Source organism: Paenibacillus sp. 1781tsa1 (assembly GCF_024159265.1).
Taxonomy (GTDB): Bacteria; Bacillota; Bacilli; order Paenibacillales; family Paenibacillaceae; genus Paenibacillus.
Map to the genome: position 1 here is coordinate 6,445,627 of NZ_JAMYWY010000001.1, position 16,397 is coordinate 6,462,023.

Here is a 16,397-nt window from a genome sequence, read left to right on the forward strand (position 1 = left end):
GAAAGCGCTTCATTGGACAAAATTAGACTTGTGTATTGGATTATTTTAAACCTTAATCCAACAGCAAACACTCTCTCAAACGACTCATTCCGTGCTACTGCCTGAATTGCCTAATATACGAGCTTGTCCCTTGCGCATCTCCCCCGGTGAAACTCCGAAATGTTTCTTGAATACCCGATAGAAGTAGGACACATCCTCATAACCCGCCATCTCGGCAATATGCTTGAACGGAATCTGTTCATCCATCACCCATTCCTTCGCTCGTGTCATACGTAACTGGACGACATAGTCGGTCACATTCACCTCATACTCTTTCTTGAATACCTTGCTGAGATATTCCTTGCTGACAAAAAAGATCTGGGCGAGCTGCTCCAGCGTAATCATCTCCATACAGTGCTGCTCCATATATTGCTTCACTTCATCCAGGTTCAGCTTGTTCTTGAATTTGCGCTGCGCAATGAGTTGCTCCAGAGCCTGGTAGTACGGAGTCGCTATCCATGCAATTGTGGATTCTATGGAAGCCAGCGCTGTTGAAGGAGGTAATGCCGTTGCTTCGCGCCCCTCGTACAATCCATTGGAGACACACAGTTCATCCAGCAAAGCCTGTAGTTCATAGGCCACTCGACCAAGCTGCCGGGGTCTGTTAATCTCGCTGTGTTCCAGCTTCTGCTGCAGTTGCTGGAACCATTCCCGCAGACTTTGAATGTTCAGGTCGTTAAACCGCAAACGAGCCTGCTGTTGAAACAAAGAGAAATCACCAGCAAAGGAAGGCGGATACGCTTCCCATGATTCCGGCGCAGATTCAACCTTTTCCAATTCTTTGGCACATTTGGCCAGTACACCATTCAGTTCATCCGGATTCACCGGTTTGAGCAGATAATCTGCAGCCCGATGACGGATGGCGTGTTTGGCATAATTGAAGTCGTCATATCCGCTCACCACGATCACCTTGATCTGTGGGAATTGCCCGCTTAGTGTCTGTAGCAGCTCCACACCATCTGTGCCGGGCATACGCATGTCCGTAATGATAATGTGAGGCTGATGCTGCTTGACCAGTTGTATGGCCTGCTCACCATCCTCTGCTTCTCCTGCAACGGTCATGCCAAGTTCACTCCAATTCCCCAGGTTGCGCAAAATATCCCGGTTCCACGGTTCATCATCCACCAGCAATACTCTGTACAGTTCCTTGTTCACAAGGCTTCGCCTCCCGTATTGCAAGGGATTCGTACCGTAACACTCGTCCCCTGTCCGTATTCACTTTCCATGCTCATCCCGTATTCAGGTCCAAAATGCATTACGATTCTTGAGGCTGCATTGACCAGTCCAATACTTGTACCTGAACTCCACACCCGATCAGCCTGCCAGGTCAGACGCTCCAGTCTGGACTGCATCTCCGTTAATTTCTCAGCATCCATACCCACACCGTTATCACGAATTTGAATGGTTACCTCTTTAGGTTGACAGACGACCTCAATGCCCAACTTCCACTCGCCCTGTTTCTTCTCCAGACCATGCAAAAATGCATTCTCCACAATCGGTTGCAAAGACAACTTGGGAATATAACACGCCCGAAGTTCTCCGGTAATCTCCAGTGTATATTCAAGTTTGCCGCCAAAACGCTGCTTCTGAATGAGCATATAATGTTCCAACTGATCGAGTTCAGACTGCAGAGGCACAAGTCCATCCGGCGCTCGCACAATATAACGAAACATCTCGCTCAAGGCTCGAATGACCTTGTAACTGTCAGCAGGTTTTTGCGAATAGACCATGCCACCAATCATCTGCAACGTATTTTGCAGGAAATGCGGATGGATCTGGGATTGCAGTGCTTTGAGCTCCGCCGTCTGCTTCTCCAAATTCATCAGGTAGTTGTCCCGAATGTGTTCCCGGATACGGCTTGACATGCCATGCAGATTTTTCTCCAACAGACCAATCTCATCCACTCGGCCGCTTCGTACTACTTCTCTGTCCTTAATCAACTGAATACCCTTCATGGAATTGGCCAGTCGGACGATAGGCTTTGAGGTGCGCCAGGCCACGAGCGCAGCTATTCCCACAGAAATGACGGTTGCCAGGCCACCTACCACCAGTCCGTATTTCATCGTTTCCAAGGCACTCTCGTTAATGACATGGGCAGGTACAATCTTGATCACACGCAGTCCTGACGGTTCGATGGAATGATAGAATACGTATTCCTTGGCTGTACGGATGAAACCGGAACTTTCTTTGGCGCCTGCCAATCTCTCCAATGCTTCAACGGACGGCTGGATGTCTTGATTCGGCTGATAGACCGGGCTGCCCGCACTGTCGGCGATGTATACTGCATAATCCCCCCTGCTATCCAGCAGCTCCAGGGTCTGGTTGAACTCAGCCCACTTGACCTCCAGACTGATGGCGCCGATCTGTGCCTGATCTTCGAAGCGATTCATGCTGCGGGTCATGTGAAACTTTTGCGGATCGTCCGGATCATTGATAATCGTAAAATCTTTATGTTGTGCAAAAAGCTCATGATATCCTTCCGGGATTTCCGATACCGCTTTGATACGAGAATCCATGGAGTTGAAGGTGAACAAGGTGTCCAATTCCTTCAGATACAGCTCAACGCCAAATACATAATTGCCGGCAGAATAGTATACACTGTTCAGCATATTAAACATGGCCTTCTGTTCGTCGAATCGGCTGGCTGCCGGTGCTTCCTGGTTCAGCGCCAGATATTGATGCAGTTCGTCACTGATCTGAATGGAATAGATAATATTGTTCATGCGAGCGAACTGTTCACCCAGATAGATGGAGGCCCAGTTCATATTGGCGCGGTTGGTCTCCATAATCTCCTCTTCCATGGAAGAGCGGGTATTCTCGGCTGCCATAGCGGTCATGGCAATGACGGGCAGAACGGCCAGCAGCGTCATGGTAAGAATCAATTTATTACGAATGCTGCGTTTGAAAGGATCTGTCAGCTTCCGATAACATTCGGTAAACACAGCGCATCCACTCCTGAGCTAAAATAGACAAACGCCCCAGCATGGAAGCCGAGGGCGCTTTGGTCTTTATATTCGTTTGGAAATGTTAAAATATCACGTTATACAATAGAATGAATGGTTACACGAGATCACTACGTGGTCAGAACAACCCTCTGATCGCTGTTATCACCGGATTTTTTTGATTCCCTTTTCTAAGGGGAAAATCCGTTGATAAAGGCGAGGTCTATGCTTCCGATGCAGCTTTCTTTCAGAAAGCTTTTAGCTCCGCTTCCTCAGGTTTCTTCTGCCCTCTCCGTTAACGTGTACATGTTAAATTCAACTTATATACCTATATTTATTATTTCCTATTATTGTTCAATAATCCGTATGCTCCATGGCTCCAGTTCGATCTTCTCTCCCGCAGCAATCGGGGTTCCAGCCAGAAGTTCCGTCCCTTCCCCATAAGCATTCACGAAGGATGTGGCCTCATCTGCATAATTGAAATAGTAGCGAATCGTGTTCCCTTGATCGTTCACACCGGTCTTCACAATGATAGGAAAAGCCAACTCTTGATCAGCTCCCCATACACCCGCTTCCTTCATAACACGTTCCAATACCTTACGGATCACCGCAGAACTGGTATAACATCCGACATAGGTTGCTTTGCCTTTTCCATAGGCATTCTGGGTAATTGCCGCATATTCACCCCAATGTGCATGATCATACCAAGCGAGTACCTCAGCCGTTGTCGGTGTAATTAGTTCCATCCAGGTGTGAACCTGGTTTTGCTCCTCACCAACCTCGAATGGATCATCGCGCAGCGAGACATGTTTTGGCTCTACAAAAAGGTTATAGCTGATCCCGCATGCCTCACTGATCAGGCCGGGCTGGCGAGTAGAGCGTACCTTGATATGTTCATTCGCAAATCCGCTTTTGAACGAGTAGACGATATGTCCGCCATCCTGTACAAATTGATTTAATTTTTCCAGCAATGCATCCGAAGCAGCATACAGAGCAGGTACAACGAGCACATCATATTCCGCATAACTCTCAACCGATGGGTCGATGAGGTCACAGCCAATATTCATCTTGTACAATTCATCGTACATCCAGCGCACCACGTCATTGTAGTTCTTGTCACTGGTGAAGTTAAACCCAAACCATTTGATCGATGTCAGCGCCTCATTGCTGAACAGCACCGCCACCCGATTCGTTTTCTTCAGATTCACAAGCTTCGGACTGAGGCGGGCAAAATCCCTGCCAATCGTCTTCGCTTCGTTGTACACCGGATTCGGTTCAAAGTCATGACTGAGCAATCCTTTCCAGTACGTCTCAAACGAATTGTGCAACGAATGCCAGTGCCAGTAAGCGACCATATTCGCTCCTGATGCCAGATGACTAAATGCCTGCAAACGCAGCTGTCCCGGATAGGGAACCCAATGCCAGAACGCCTGCGCTTCGGTCTCCAGTACAAGATAGTTCGATTGTTTGGTGGAACGCGCCACATCCCCGCCGAATGAAATTTCAATGCCGGTCAGATCATCCTGGGAAGGATGGTAGATGTCCACACTGGTGATGTCAAAAGGTTTCGATGCGGCAAAATGGTCCACATCCCCTTGAATGCCGTAGGAATATCCACGCCAATCGAAGTCAAAATTCTGGGTAACAAACTGTCCTTCCTGTTTGTATTCATTCACGATCCCCACTTGCCAAGCCAAAAAGTTGGTTACCAGCTGTCGCTGGAACTTGGCAAATTCAGCGCCCAGACTGCCATTGATCGTTCCTACCACGGACGGGAAGTCCTCCCAGCTATTGATCCGATTGCTCCAGTAATCGAGGCCAAATTCCTTGTTCAACTCATCCAGGGAGCTGAACTTGTTCCGAATATATTTGACGAATTGCAATTGTACATTATCTCCGGCAGTATTGTAATGTTTCGTCTCGTTATCCGTCTGATAACCGATGACCGCTGGGTGTGTGCTTACCCTTGATATCAACTTGCGGATGATCCGCTCGGCATAGAATAGATAGGTTGGATGTGTAATATCCATGATCTGTCTTGCACCATATTTGCCAGGTCCCTGTGAGGTAGTAGCCAGCACGTCCGGATGTTCCTTGACCATCCACGTTGGAACAGCATACGTTGGTGTTCCAACGATGACCTGAATTCCCGCTTCATGCATGGCATCCAGCACACGGTCTACGGAAGAGAAGTCAAATACGCCATTCTGCGGTTCATGGGTGCTCCAGGTGGATTCTGCAATGCGGACCACATTGATCCCTGCATCCTTCATCATCTGAATGTCCTTGTCCAATCTTTCGTAAGGCATATATTCATCATAGTAGGCCACACCATATAATAATTTGTCCATGATTTAATCTCCTTTTTAGGTGGAAAAATATAATGATCTTGGCGTGTGCAAGAGTTGACATATTCCAAGCTATAATGGTAGCGTTTACATTATTATCGGTTGAAGAACTTGGATTGTTCAGTAACCTCTTCAAACGCTGAAATGTTCCATGGATTATCCATGCTCGCGTTAAACTGATTATAATGAAGTATACTAAGGGTGCCGATTGTATAAGGCGAGTTGTTTTTACCCTTTTCCGAGGTGAATGTTATGGATATTCGATCACAGCTCCGAGAAATGCCTCACCATACGCTGGCCCACTGGCTGCCTATTATCGACTCCAACATCAAATTCTATGGTGCGCACAGCCAACAAGTACCCTATGGTTGGGCGATGCCGGAGGAATCACATCCGGGTTTTGAGATTATGTTGATCATCCAAGGTACGCAGGAGAGTGTGATTCATGGTTATACCTATACCGTGGAGGAAGGTTCCATTCTTCTCATTCCTCCCGGGTTCAAACATACGAATCAATGTGTATCCACGGAAGGCATGACTTATTTTAGCGCTCACTTTAATGTGGATGATCCGGTCTTCACCCTGAAGCTGATGTCACAGCATAGCCAAATCTACGCAGCAGGTACGGCCGTTAATCGGAAGATGCGTGTTGTGCTGGAGAGTTGGATGGGCATGATTAATGTATCCGAAGCATACACGTCCACGGACAAAATGATCATGCAGGCCCGCATGTTTGAACTGTTCGCCCTGTTGTCCCAAGCCGCTGACAATGAACAGGAGTCCACAACTTCCGTTGCTGCTTCACATGCACCAGCTCCAACAGCCATGCATTATGCGGGAGCTATAGCGGAGGCAATCAAGCAGGCATTCCATGCCCAGCTTCGAACCAAGGAAAGCAGTGTATCCACGGTCAAAGTAGAGCAGATTATATCCTCGTTTGGCATCAGCCCGGGATATGGTCTACAGGTCTTTCGCAAGGTGTACGGGCGATCACCAAGAGCTTACCTGTCCAGCTTGAAGTTGCAGGAGGCCAAGGTACTGATCGAACAACCCGAGCTGTCGCTCGGGGAAATTGCGTGGAAGCTCGGCTACACCCATCTGTCTCATTTCAGCAGACAATTCAAACGTTGGACAGGCCAGAGCCCGCTTCAATACCGCAACCATCATGCAGATGAATCAGGTGATCTTGTATCCTACAGATCTGAATCAAGTGAAGAATCTTGATTGCGTATATGCTCATACTCTTCCGGAGTGTTCATATTACTCATTTGCATCGCTACTTGATGGACACCTGCTCTCTCAAGCTCTTCCACTTCGACATAGCGGCAACCGATCTCTTCAAGCCATCGCATGACTCGAAGATGATCCTGCATCAGACACTGCTCCAGATCAGGGAGCACTCGCTTGTGGTAAGCCCCTGCAAGAGGGTGGACATGTCCATCCACGCGTGGAACGATAGCAGAATATGAGTTATGCGATTCGACCAGTTTTTTTATTCCATCAAAGAAAGACGTTTGCAGGAGCGGCATATCGCAGGCGCATACCAGATTCGAGTCTGTATCGGAAGCTTCCAGCGCCGCGTGAAGACCGGCGAGTGGCCCCTTCCCCGGATAGTGATCCTGAACGCAGTCGTAGCCCATTGCACTGTAGGTCATCACATGGGGTCCGGCAGCCACGAGGATACGGGATACTGCGGGTCTCATGGCCTTTGTGACATGTTGCAGTACAGCAGAACCGTTCAGTTCCAGCATGGCCTTGTTGGTCCCCATGCGGCTGGATAAACCTCCTGCCAATATGATGCCTGTCCATTCCCTTGTGCTCATGATGGCTTGCTCCCTCCTGGTAATGATGTGAGCTTGTTATATCAACGGATCAACTTTTTCTATAGATTGAATCCCCTTTCAACAAATGATACATTGAACAATATGCATTTGAAAGGAATGGCTTAATTGGACAGACCTGTACCTTCAAGAGGCAATCCCTCATTGGTTTCTCTGAAACTATATAACTTTTTCATATATGGCGCCATCTCCATCTTTGCCGGGTTCCTGCAGCTATATCTGCAAGAGATTGGCATGACCAAACTGGAGATTGGTAGTCTGATGGCGATTGGACCCTTTGTGTCCTTGTTCGCCAACCCGTTCTGGGGTTTCTGGAGCGATAAATCCCGCAATATTCGCATCATCCTGATGATTATGATGGGAGGCACATTTGTACTCGCCCAGGGTGTATTCTATGCGCCCACTTATACATGGATCTATGTAGCCATGATTTTCTTTTATTTTTTTCAAAGTCCATTATTCGCCCAAACGAACAGCCTGATTCTCGGATATATCGATGGTACAACCCAAAAATTTGGGTCATTCCGGCTCTGGGGTTCACTCGGTTGGGCACTGACTGCCGTCGCAGCCGGACCGCTCATTGACCGTTTTGGTATCGGCAGTGTATCCATTATCTTTGCGTGCATGATTGCCACCGCCTTTGTATTATCCGTATTTCTACCCAGACAGCCTATTGCTTCGGATACACCCGTGGTTACTTTTCGGCGGTTTGGCAAAGTCATGTTCAATCCGTATTTCATGGCATTTATCGGCCTGGGTGTACTCGTATCGGTGCCTAATGCAATGAACAGTACATTTATGTCACTATATATTGTAGAAATGGGTGGCGACAAACAAATGGTCGGCTGGGCCATCTTCACCTCATCCATTCTCGAAGTCGGCGTATTCCTGCTGCTCGACCGTTTGCTCAAACGCAAAATGAGCATGCTTCTGGCCTCTCTCATCCTGATCAGTCTGCTGTTTGCACTGCGCTGGCAGCTCATGGCACTGGCTAACAACCCGCTGGAGATTGTATTCATTCAGCTGATGCATTCCATTACGTTCGGTGGATACTTCTATGTAGGCACACAATTGACCATGCTGTTCATTCCAAGACCCTATCGTTCCTCCGGTCAAGCGGTGTATACGATGGCCTGGGGCGGTCTCTCAGGGGTTATTGCCGGTCTGTTCGGCGGCTGGCTGTTCCAGAGCTTTGGTGCGGAAGTCATGTATAGTATTGGCGTATTCTTCTCGCTCATTGGCGCTGTCGGATTCGGCATCATGTGGTTGTCTAACCGCCGTAACGGCTATCAGCCGGTTGTGTTGACGGAGATGGGCAATATGGATGAGGACAGATAATCTTTTGTTAGAAAAATTGAAAGATTGATTTACACAAGAGCACTACGATGACAGAATACCCTTCCGATCGCCGTTATCCCCGGATTTTTTTGATTCCCTTTTTTCAAGGGTAAAATCCGGTGATAAATGCGACCGCTCCGCTTCTTCAGGTTATTTCTGTCCTCTCCGTTATCGTGTAAATTAATGTTCAAACATTCAAACAAAAGATTATGGATTGGAGCTAGAATAAAAACTGGACACCCGTTAACGGACGGAAGGATAATAAGACTAACGGAGGTGTCCACATGGGAGAACAGCGGCAACGATACAACGAAGAATTCAAGAAACAAACGGTCAAATTCATTCAAGAGCAAACGAAGACACTTGGAGATTTGGCAGAAGAACTCAACATTCCAAAAAGCACGTTGCACCAATGGATGAGTAAGTACCGCGAACTAAAACATGAGCCTGTTGCCAGCGTAGATCGAGTGAAGGAACTGGAAGCAGAGCTTCAAGAGATGCGCCGGTTGCTTCAAGAGAAAGAGCACACGCTTGCGGATACCCAAGAAGAACTGGCGATTGTAAAAAAAGCAGTGCACATCTTCAGCAAACCAAAGAGCTAAGATTTCAGTTTGTGGAAGACCATCGCTCCGAGTTTTCTTTGGAGAAGATGTGCAGTACCTTTCAAGTATCACGGAGCGGATATTACAAATGGCGAATGGACCGAACCAGCATGCGACAGAACCGTAAAGACGAGGTTATGAAGCGTATTCGCTATCATTTTTACGACCACCAGATGCGGTGTGGAAGCCCTAAAATTACGTATCTGCTCCATTTAGAAGGGTTGCGAATCTCTTCCCGTACCGTCAGTATATACATGCGTCAAATGAATCTACGTTCTGTGGTCGTGCCCAAATATCGCGTTCAGACTACGAATTCCAGACACGACAATCCCCTTGCGCCAAATACGCTGAATCAGCAATTTAAAACGTCCAAACCGAATAAGGTGTGGGTTACCGACATCACCTACATTCCTTGCCGAGGAGGTCGTCTATATCTCGCCAGCGTTCTGGATTTGTGCACACGCGAAATTGTAGGCTGGCGTCTATATAACCATATGGAAACCAGTTTGGTGATGGGTGCACTGGAGGAAGCTCACAAGGCCAAACGCCCCGCTCCGGGATTACTCCATCACTCGGATCGCGGCTCTCAATACACGTCAAAAGAATACGTGGAGCAACTAAAATCATACGGAATGGAATCAAGCATGAGCCGCCGAGGAAACTGTTATGATAACGCCTGCATTGAGTCATGGCACAGTATTTTAAAGAAGGAACTCATTTACTGCAACCCTCGTTTTAAGACGCCAGAAGAGGCTTATACTGCCATCTACCAGTACATTGAGTTCTATTACAACCGCAAGCGAATGCATGGCGCGCTAGGGTATCTTTCCCCTGCTCGTTTTGCGATGAAATTTACGGACAAATCCGCAGCGTAGTGTCTACTTTTTTGACATAGGTCCAGGATAGTAGTAGTAAAGAGAAAGGAGTCTGAGGTTTGTTGCACCTAACGAACCTTAGACGCCTTATTTGCAGCAATTTCACAAAATTACAAAGCTAAAGAATCTCAGGCACGTTATTTCGCATAAATACGCTAAAAACACAAAAAAGAAAGGCCAAATGAGTAAATAAGGTGTATACGATTCGTTACGTTACTGAAATGCCCAAATATGCTTAAATAGCGTGTCCTGGATTCGTTAGAACTCTTATCCCATACGCACATTCATGCTTCTGTACATGTACATGTTCATTTAGATTTTTGCCTCATACGCACATCTATGGGCCTCAGCTCATGTTCATGTTCATGCGAAATTGTATTACTACGTCTAAAACTGGACCTGGCTAGATCCAGAAAAACAATAAAGGACACTCTTCGCCATGATCTGACGAAGGATGCCCTTACTTTTACTTATTAATTAGCTGCTTGCCAGCACTCTGTTAAACAGACCTTAAGTTTATCCATCAGTCTTATGCCTTCGGCAGTTGGAATGAGCTTTTCAGAGATACAACCCGGTTAAATACCGGACGACCTGGCTCGGAATGTTTCGGATCTACACTGAAGTAACCATGACGGAAGAATTGGAATTTATCCTGAGCGTTCGCTTCCTTCATCTCTTGCTCCACATACCCGTGAACAACCTCAAGGGAGTTCGGGTTCAGTTGATCCAGGAACGTTTTCTCCGGTTGCTCTTCCACAACCTCAGCTTCAGCCCCAGCTACGGCCGCTTCCACCTCTGCTTCCGGTGCTTCATCCAGAATCAAAGGCTCATACAGACGGAATTCAGCAGGTACCGCTTGAGTCGCTTCTACCCAGTGGATCGTACCTTTAACTTTACGGCCAGTGAAGCCACTGCCGCTCTTCGTCTCCACATCATAGGTACAATGAATCTCGGTCACATTACCTTCTGCATCCTTGATCACATCGTTGCATTTGATGAAGTATGCATGTTTCAGACGAACTTCGTTGCCAGGGAACAAACGGAAGTATTTGTTCGGTGGATTTTCCATGAAATCGTCTTGTTCAATATAAATCTCACGAGAGAACGGAATTTGGCGATTACCCATCTCCGGGTTCTCCACATTGTTCTCTGCTTCAAGCCATTCCACTTGCCCTTCCGGGTAGTTGGTAATAACCACTTTGAGCGGGTGCAGGACAGCCATTGTGCGTGGAGCTTTCAGTTTCAAGTCCTCACGTACAAAGTGCTCCAGCGTTTGCAGATCAATAACCCCTTGGCTCTTCGAAATGCCTGTCTCAAATACGAAATCACGAATGGCTTCCGGTGTATATCCCCGGCGACGCAGACCTGAAATCGTTGGCATGCGCGGATCATCCCATCCATCAACATGGCCTTCGTCCACTAGCAGTTTCAGCTTCCGCTTGCTGGTCACCATCTGGGACAGGTTCAGGCGGCCAAATTCGTATTGATGCGGCTTACTCTCCATCTCACATTCCGCAATAACCCAATCGTAGAACGGGCGTTGATCCTCGAACTCCAGGGAACAGAGGGAATGCGTTACACCTTCAATGGCATCTTCGAGCGGGTGAGCGAAGGCGTACATCGGATAGATGCACCATTTGTCGCCCGTGTTATGATGGTGTGCATGTGAAATCCGGTAAATCACCGGATCACGCAGGTTGATATTCGGTGCAGACATATCGATCTTGGCACGCAGCACTTTCTCTCCGTTCTTGAATTCGCCTGCACGCATACGTGTGAACAGGTCGAGACTCTCTTCCACCGAACGATCACGGTACGGGCTGTTCTTGCCCGGCTCCGTCAGCGTTCCGCGCATTTGACGAATTTCGTCGGCGCTTTGGTCGTCGATATAGGCTTTACCTTTTTTAATCAACAAGACCGCACGGTTGTACATCTCATCAAAATAATCCGAGGCAAAACGTTTCTCGTTCCACTCGTATCCGAGCCATTTCACATCTTCCTGAATCGATTGAACGTACTCTACATCTTCCTTGACCGGATTCGTGTCATCAAAGCGCAGATTCGTTTTGCCGCCAAATTCGCCGCCCAGCGTAAAGTTAATCCAGATCGCCTTGGCATGGCCGATATGCAGATAACCGTTCGGTTCCGGAGGAAAACGGGTAATAACTTCCTGGACTTTCCCTGACCGGAGATCTTCGGTAATAATATTTTTGATAAAGTTAGGTGGGGTTGTACGATTGTCCACAGGTATCAAACCTTTCATGAATTGATTGGAACTTTCAGTAATTGCAACGCGTTTCATTTAAATATACCTTTAACGGGGGAGGAGTTCAATAAAGAAGGAACCAAAGTCAGGTACAGCCGTGCATAAATAGGCCCAAAACCATTTTGACGGGTTCGCTCGAATCATGTAGCATGTTAGTAAAAGTTCGTGTTCAAAAAGTCTGGTTTTCAGTACCGAGAAGGTGGAATGAAGCTAGAAATGGAGTAGCGGAGCGTAGGAAAACTACGTGAGCAACGGACATTTCGGCTGAATTTCAACTTCGATGCTGATGATGCCGCTAGGCATGAGTCGTAATCAAAAGCGGACTTTTTGAACAACCTCTAAAAACAAATTAAAGGGAGGGTTTCCCATTGAACACGCTTAAACTGACCAAAGAACAGCAGGATGAAGCCATTCGTACCATCCAGTCGTATTTCGAAGAGGAACGTGGCGAAGAACTGGGTGATCTGGCTGCTTGGGGTGTCCTCGACCTGTTCATGACACAGCTCGCTCCCTACATATATAATCAGGCACTCCGTGACGCCCGCACAACGGTCAATCAACGCATGGCATCGATGGAAGAAGACCTGTTTGCACTGGAACAAAAGTTACCCAAGACTTCCCGTTAATTCACTACAACTAAACCTATACTATATAAAGAAAGAAGGTTGCATTCATGTTTACCTATTCATTGGATGAATATACCGAACTTCGGCCACTGGCCATGGAACACACCAAACCGCTGTTCGAACTCACGGATCGTTCACGGGATCAACTGAGACATTGGTTACCGTGGGTAGATCATGTGACAGAAGTGGAACACACCTCGAACTTCATTACCAACGCGTTAAAACAAGGTGCCGAAAATGGTGGATTTACTGCTGGCGTGTGGTTAAAAGGGGATCTTGCCGGCATCATTGGTTTCCACGAGATTAACTGGACCAACCGCTCGGTGAGCATCGGATATTGGCTTGGCAAAGGTTTTGAGGGTCAGGGCTTGATGACAAGCGCTTGTCGCGTTCTGGTTGATTATGCACTGGTCACACTGGATCTGAATCGCGTGGAGATTCGCTCGGCAACAAACAACAAACGGAGTCGCGCTATCCCTGAAAGACTCGGATTTGTTCTCGAGGGTGTCATTCGTCAGGCAGAGAAACTGCCTAAAGGTTACGTGAACCATGCGGTGTACGGCATGCTTCAGCATGAATGGGAACTTTTGCGTTAAATCGCCTACATAATGATTCGGGAGTGATCTCTCCCAACATATCGGATCAACAGGAATACCCTCTATCTCCACGGAATGTGGTGACAGAGGGTTTTTATTTATTGTATCCATGAACTTTTAGAGGGCTCGGACCATGCCACCATCGACGATCAATGAGGTTCCGGTAATGTACGTATTGGCCCCAGATAACAGGAACACCACCGCTTTGGCAAACTCCTCTGGTTGACCATAACGGCCGAGTGGAATCTCCTTGCGGAACTGTTCCGAGACTTCATCCTCACTGACTCCGTTCTGCTCTGCCCGTGCTGCATCCAGCTCACGAATGCGGTCTGTGGCAATACGTCCTGGCGCCACCGTGTTGATCAAAATTCCGTATGGAGCCAGCTCTTGGGATAACGTCTTCGCCAATCCAAAAACGCCGGTACGGAACGTGTTGGACAGAACCAGACCTGGAATGGGCTGCTTCACTGAAGTTGAAGCGATATTCACAATGTGTCCTCCGCTTTCTTTCATATAAGGAAGAGCACCGCGAATCAGCCTTACATAACTGAGTACATTTAATTCAAATGCACGTTCCCAATCCTCATCCGTCAGTGACTCAAATGAACCCGATGGCGGGCCACCCGAATTGTTCACCAGAATATCAATGTGCCCAAACAGCTCCGCTGTCTTGTGAATCAGAGCCTCAATGTCTTCCTTGCGAGTCACATCGGTTGCACAATATTCCACACGTCCGCCACCACCAAGCGCCAGAAGCTCCTGCTTCACTGCTGCGAGCTTTTCTTCGCTTCGGCTGGCGAGCATGACGTCAGCACCTTCTGCTGCCAATTGAGCGGCTACCGCTTTGCCCAGCCCTCGACTGGAAGCCAACACCAGCGCTTTTTTACCTTGAAGTCCCATGTCCATCGTTGTTCCTCCTCCTCAGCTAGTTTCTATTTGGTCTGGATAAAATAACCCATAAGAATATCGTCCACATACTTGCCTCCGATATAAAACTCGGACACCAACCTGCCTTCCGTCACAAATCCACACTGGGTATAAAACGTAATCGCTCCCGGATTGCTGGAGAGCACACGCAGCCTGAGCTTGCGAACGCCCTGTTCAACCGCATGCTGCTTGATGGCATCCATCAAAGCTGTAGCAATGCCACAACGCCGATCATGAGGATGAACTGCAATATGAATCTCGTAGACATGACGATTAACAGGCATTCCTGTGGCTGGCTGAAAGCCCACATAACCACATACCCGCTCTCCCTGCACCGCAATCAATTGGCTGCCTGGCGGGCAATGCTGCAGATATTGCTGCCTGGAACGCCAATGCATCGGTGCCGGAGAGGTGTATTTGTCCCATACCAGGGTGTCCAATTCCATTAGCTGGGCTGCATCTTTAATCTCGGATGGACGAATCGTAAATGTATGGCTGGTAAGCATAATGATTCAACCTTTCGTGCTATAGTGGACAACGCTGTACGTTACAACGTCGGGAAGTTAATACAGGTAAGAAACGTAGGAATACGTTGTTCGTTTGCTTTACTGTTTACATATATTCGCTCTATATATTGTAGCATAGCCTCAGCTTTGACTAAAATTCCACTCCATGATGAACGAAATTAAATCTTTACCATTCAAAAAAATGAAATAAACACTTAACCTTGCCGTAACGTCATGGTCTATACTGTTTCGATAAGGAGGGATGCAAGATGAACATCAAAGAAGCAGCAAGCAGACTTGGTATATCGGCGAGAGCGATTCGCTTTTATGAGGAAAAAGGATTAATTCTACCCGCCAAACAGTCCAGTAACAGGTATCGCACATACACTGAGAATGATATCTGGCGGCTTCAGACCATTGCTGCGCTGCGTGAGATCGGCATGTCGCTACAGGATATTACACACGCGCTCGGAGAGATCGATCAAGGGAACCAGCAGCGGCTGGAAGAATATCTGGAGCTGCAACAGGCCGTCATGTATGCCCAGTGGATTGAGCTCAAACGTATGATGGATACAACCCAGCGCATGATTGACCTGAATCGTCAGGACGGACCGCTGGATGTCAGTCATCTGCACGATCTCGCGGACAGTGCGCGTCGCCTGCGTGAAGCGCGGCAGAACTGGCATGATCGTTGGAATTATGACACACAGGCAGCTATCCATGATCAGCGAGTGCAGACGGCGGGAAGTGCGAGTTCTGGACAATCCCATTCAGAGGGCAGGCATCATTCGGACAACGCCTCGTCTATAAGTGATGAGCATGAAGTTCCACATCCACACCATCCTGCAGATCATTCCACGCCGAGCGATTCCAATGACACAGTACAGTCTTCCTTTTATCTGTATCACAACTATGAGGAAGCGCTCGAACAGACAACTCATTGGGTCTCTCCCGCCCTTGGTGAGAAAGGACTCGATATTGGTACAGGCACAGGTAATCTGGCTGGGAAACTGCTACAGCAAGGCGCAGACATGACTGCAATTGACCAGTCCCGGGAGATGCTGCGCAGATGTCGTACCAAATATCCCGAGATGCGTGTGAAGCTTGGTAACTTTCTGGCTTTGCCTTTTGCAGATCAATCCTTTGACTTTGTCGTATCCAGCTTCGCCTTCCATCATCTGAGTCCAGACCAGCAACTACTGGCCTTACAGGAGATGCAGCGAGTTCTAACCTCGCGCGGACGTATCGGTCTAACCGATCTGATGTTTGTCGATGCTGCTCACCGCGAGGCATATGTCCGTGAAGCTGAATTATCAGGACACGAGGAACAACTGCGTGCCTTGCGTGAGCGTCACTTCCCTCTGCTGGATGAGCTATGCCGCTGGCTGGAACAACAGGGTTACGTCACAAAACATGTGCGGCATAATGATCTGTTGCACACGTTGCTGGCTGTTCCGCTGCGATGAGCAATCATGAGTATATGCCAAAAAG

At 47.9% G+C, this 16,397-nt stretch carries 14 protein-coding genes; 7 read left to right on the forward strand and 7 right to left on the reverse strand.

Annotation, left to right across the window (positions count from 1 at the left end; genetic code table 11):
* Positions 1 to 84 precede the first annotated feature (84 nt).
* From NKT06_RS28910 to NKT06_RS28920, 3 genes are all read right to left on the reverse strand, one after another.
* Positions 85 to 1,194 carry a response regulator gene (locus NKT06_RS28910; protein WP_253441384.1) on the reverse strand — a complete coding sequence of 370 codons (1,110 nt, stop codon included), beginning with the start codon at positions 1,192 to 1,194 and terminating at the stop codon, positions 85 to 87.
* Entirely contained in the window at positions 1,191 to 2,981 is a 1,791-nt protein-coding gene (locus NKT06_RS28915) for a sensor histidine kinase (RefSeq protein WP_253441386.1), read from the reverse strand. The genes NKT06_RS28910 and NKT06_RS28915 overlap by 4 nt, the downstream gene beginning before the upstream one ends.
* Before the next feature lie 347 nt (positions 2,982 to 3,328).
* Positions 3,329 to 5,332 (reverse strand): beta-galactosidase, encoded by a 2,004-nt coding sequence (locus tag NKT06_RS28920; RefSeq protein ID WP_253441392.1) that lies wholly within the window; start codon positions 5,330 to 5,332, stop codon positions 3,329 to 3,331.
* A 249-nt stretch (positions 5,333 to 5,581) separates the two neighbouring features.
* On the opposite strand from NKT06_RS28920, the gene NKT06_RS28925 reads away from it, so the two are divergent.
* Positions 5,582 to 6,553 carry a helix-turn-helix domain-containing protein gene (locus NKT06_RS28925; protein ID WP_253441394.1) on the forward strand — a complete coding sequence of 324 codons (972 nt, stop codon included), beginning with the start codon at positions 5,582 to 5,584 and terminating at the stop codon, positions 6,551 to 6,553.
* On the opposite strand, the gene mobA is transcribed toward NKT06_RS28925, so the two are convergent.
* Positions 6,523 to 7,152, reverse strand: a complete 630-nt coding sequence (mobA, locus tag NKT06_RS28930) for a molybdenum cofactor guanylyltransferase (RefSeq protein ID WP_253441396.1) — start codon at positions 7,150 to 7,152, stop codon at positions 6,523 to 6,525. The two genes, NKT06_RS28925 and mobA, sit on opposite strands and share 31 nt — an antisense overlap.
* A 162-nt stretch (positions 7,153 to 7,314) precedes the next feature.
* Here mobA and NKT06_RS28935 point away from each other — a divergent pair, with 162 nt between their 5' ends.
* From NKT06_RS28935 to NKT06_RS28945, 3 genes are all read left to right on the forward strand, one after another.
* On the forward strand, positions 7,315 to 8,508 hold the full coding sequence (locus NKT06_RS28935) for an MFS transporter (protein WP_253441398.1): 1,194 nt from the start codon (positions 7,315 to 7,317) through the stop codon (positions 8,506 to 8,508).
* A gap of 284 nt (positions 8,509 to 8,792) precedes the next feature.
* A complete protein-coding gene (locus tag NKT06_RS28940; protein ID WP_036673079.1) occupies positions 8,793 to 9,110 on the forward strand; it encodes a transposase in 318 nt (105 codons plus the stop codon).
* An 11-nt stretch (positions 9,111 to 9,121) separates the two neighbouring features.
* Positions 9,122 to 9,985: an IS3 family transposase gene (locus NKT06_RS28945; RefSeq protein ID WP_253441400.1), complete on the forward strand. Its 864-nt coding sequence runs from the start codon at positions 9,122 to 9,124 to the stop codon at positions 9,983 to 9,985.
* Between the two features lie 529 nt (positions 9,986 to 10,514).
* On the opposite strand, the gene NKT06_RS28950 is transcribed toward NKT06_RS28945, so the two are convergent.
* Positions 10,515 to 12,248 carry a glutamine--tRNA ligase/YqeY domain fusion protein gene (locus tag NKT06_RS28950; protein WP_253442872.1) on the reverse strand — a complete coding sequence of 578 codons (1,734 nt, stop codon included), beginning with the start codon at positions 12,246 to 12,248 and terminating at the stop codon, positions 10,515 to 10,517.
* 371 nt (positions 12,249 to 12,619) lie between these two features.
* Between NKT06_RS28950 and NKT06_RS28955 the strand changes: the two genes are divergently transcribed.
* Both NKT06_RS28955 and NKT06_RS28960 read left to right on the forward strand, forming a co-directional pair.
* Positions 12,620 to 12,877, forward strand: a complete 258-nt coding sequence (locus tag NKT06_RS28955; protein WP_133386130.1) for a DUF2164 domain-containing protein — start codon at positions 12,620 to 12,622, stop codon at positions 12,875 to 12,877.
* Positions 12,878 to 12,924: 47 nt separating this feature from the next.
* A complete protein-coding gene (locus NKT06_RS28960) occupies positions 12,925 to 13,473 on the forward strand; it encodes a GNAT family N-acetyltransferase (RefSeq protein ID WP_253441402.1) in 549 nt (182 codons plus the stop codon).
* Positions 13,474 to 13,590: 117 nt separating this feature from the next.
* Here NKT06_RS28960 and NKT06_RS28965 read toward each other — a convergent pair whose 3' ends face one another.
* Both NKT06_RS28965 and NKT06_RS28970 read right to left on the reverse strand, forming a co-directional pair.
* The gene (locus NKT06_RS28965) at positions 13,591 to 14,379 is read right to left on the reverse strand and encodes an SDR family oxidoreductase (RefSeq protein WP_253441404.1); all 789 of its coding nucleotides are present in this window, start codon (positions 14,377 to 14,379) and stop codon (positions 13,591 to 13,593) included.
* A 26-nt stretch (positions 14,380 to 14,405) separates the two neighbouring features.
* Positions 14,406 to 14,906 carry a GNAT family N-acetyltransferase gene (locus tag NKT06_RS28970; RefSeq protein WP_253441406.1) on the reverse strand — a complete coding sequence of 167 codons (501 nt, stop codon included), beginning with the start codon at positions 14,904 to 14,906 and terminating at the stop codon, positions 14,406 to 14,408.
* A 269-nt stretch (positions 14,907 to 15,175) separates the two neighbouring features.
* Between NKT06_RS28970 and NKT06_RS28975 the strand changes: the two genes are divergently transcribed.
* Positions 15,176 to 16,372, forward strand: coding sequence for a methyltransferase domain-containing protein (locus tag NKT06_RS28975; protein WP_253441408.1), 1,197 nt, complete (start codon positions 15,176 to 15,178; stop codon positions 16,370 to 16,372).
* Positions 16,373 to 16,397: the final 25 nt, after the last annotated feature.

Excerpts from the sequence above, each read along its gene's own strand:
- NKT06_RS28920 (WP_253441392.1), bottom strand. The coding sequence starts at position 5,332 with ATGGACAAATTATTATATGGTGTGGCCTACTATGATGAATATATGCCT.
- NKT06_RS28925 (WP_253441394.1), top strand. The coding sequence starts at position 5,582 with ATGGATATTCGATCACAGCTCCGAGAAATGCCTCACCATACGCTGGCC.
- mobA (WP_253441396.1), bottom strand. The coding sequence starts at position 7,152 with ATGAGCACAAGGGAATGGACAGGCATCATATTGGCAGGAGGTTTATCC.
- NKT06_RS28940 (WP_036673079.1), top strand. The coding sequence starts at position 8,793 with ATGGGAGAACAGCGGCAACGATACAACGAAGAATTCAAGAAACAAACG.
- NKT06_RS28950 (WP_253442872.1), bottom strand. The coding sequence starts at position 12,248 with ATGAAAGGTTTGATACCTGTGGACAATCGTACAACCCCACCTAACTTT.
- NKT06_RS28960 (WP_253441402.1), top strand. The coding sequence starts at position 12,925 with ATGTTTACCTATTCATTGGATGAATATACCGAACTTCGGCCACTGGCC.
- NKT06_RS28965 (WP_253441404.1), bottom strand. The coding sequence starts at position 14,379 with ATGGACATGGGACTTCAAGGTAAAAAAGCGCTGGTGTTGGCTTCCAGT.
- NKT06_RS28970 (WP_253441406.1), bottom strand. The coding sequence starts at position 14,906 with ATGCTTACCAGCCATACATTTACGATTCGTCCATCCGAGATTAAAGAT.
- NKT06_RS28975 (WP_253441408.1), top strand. The coding sequence starts at position 15,176 with ATGAACATCAAAGAAGCAGCAAGCAGACTTGGTATATCGGCGAGAGCG.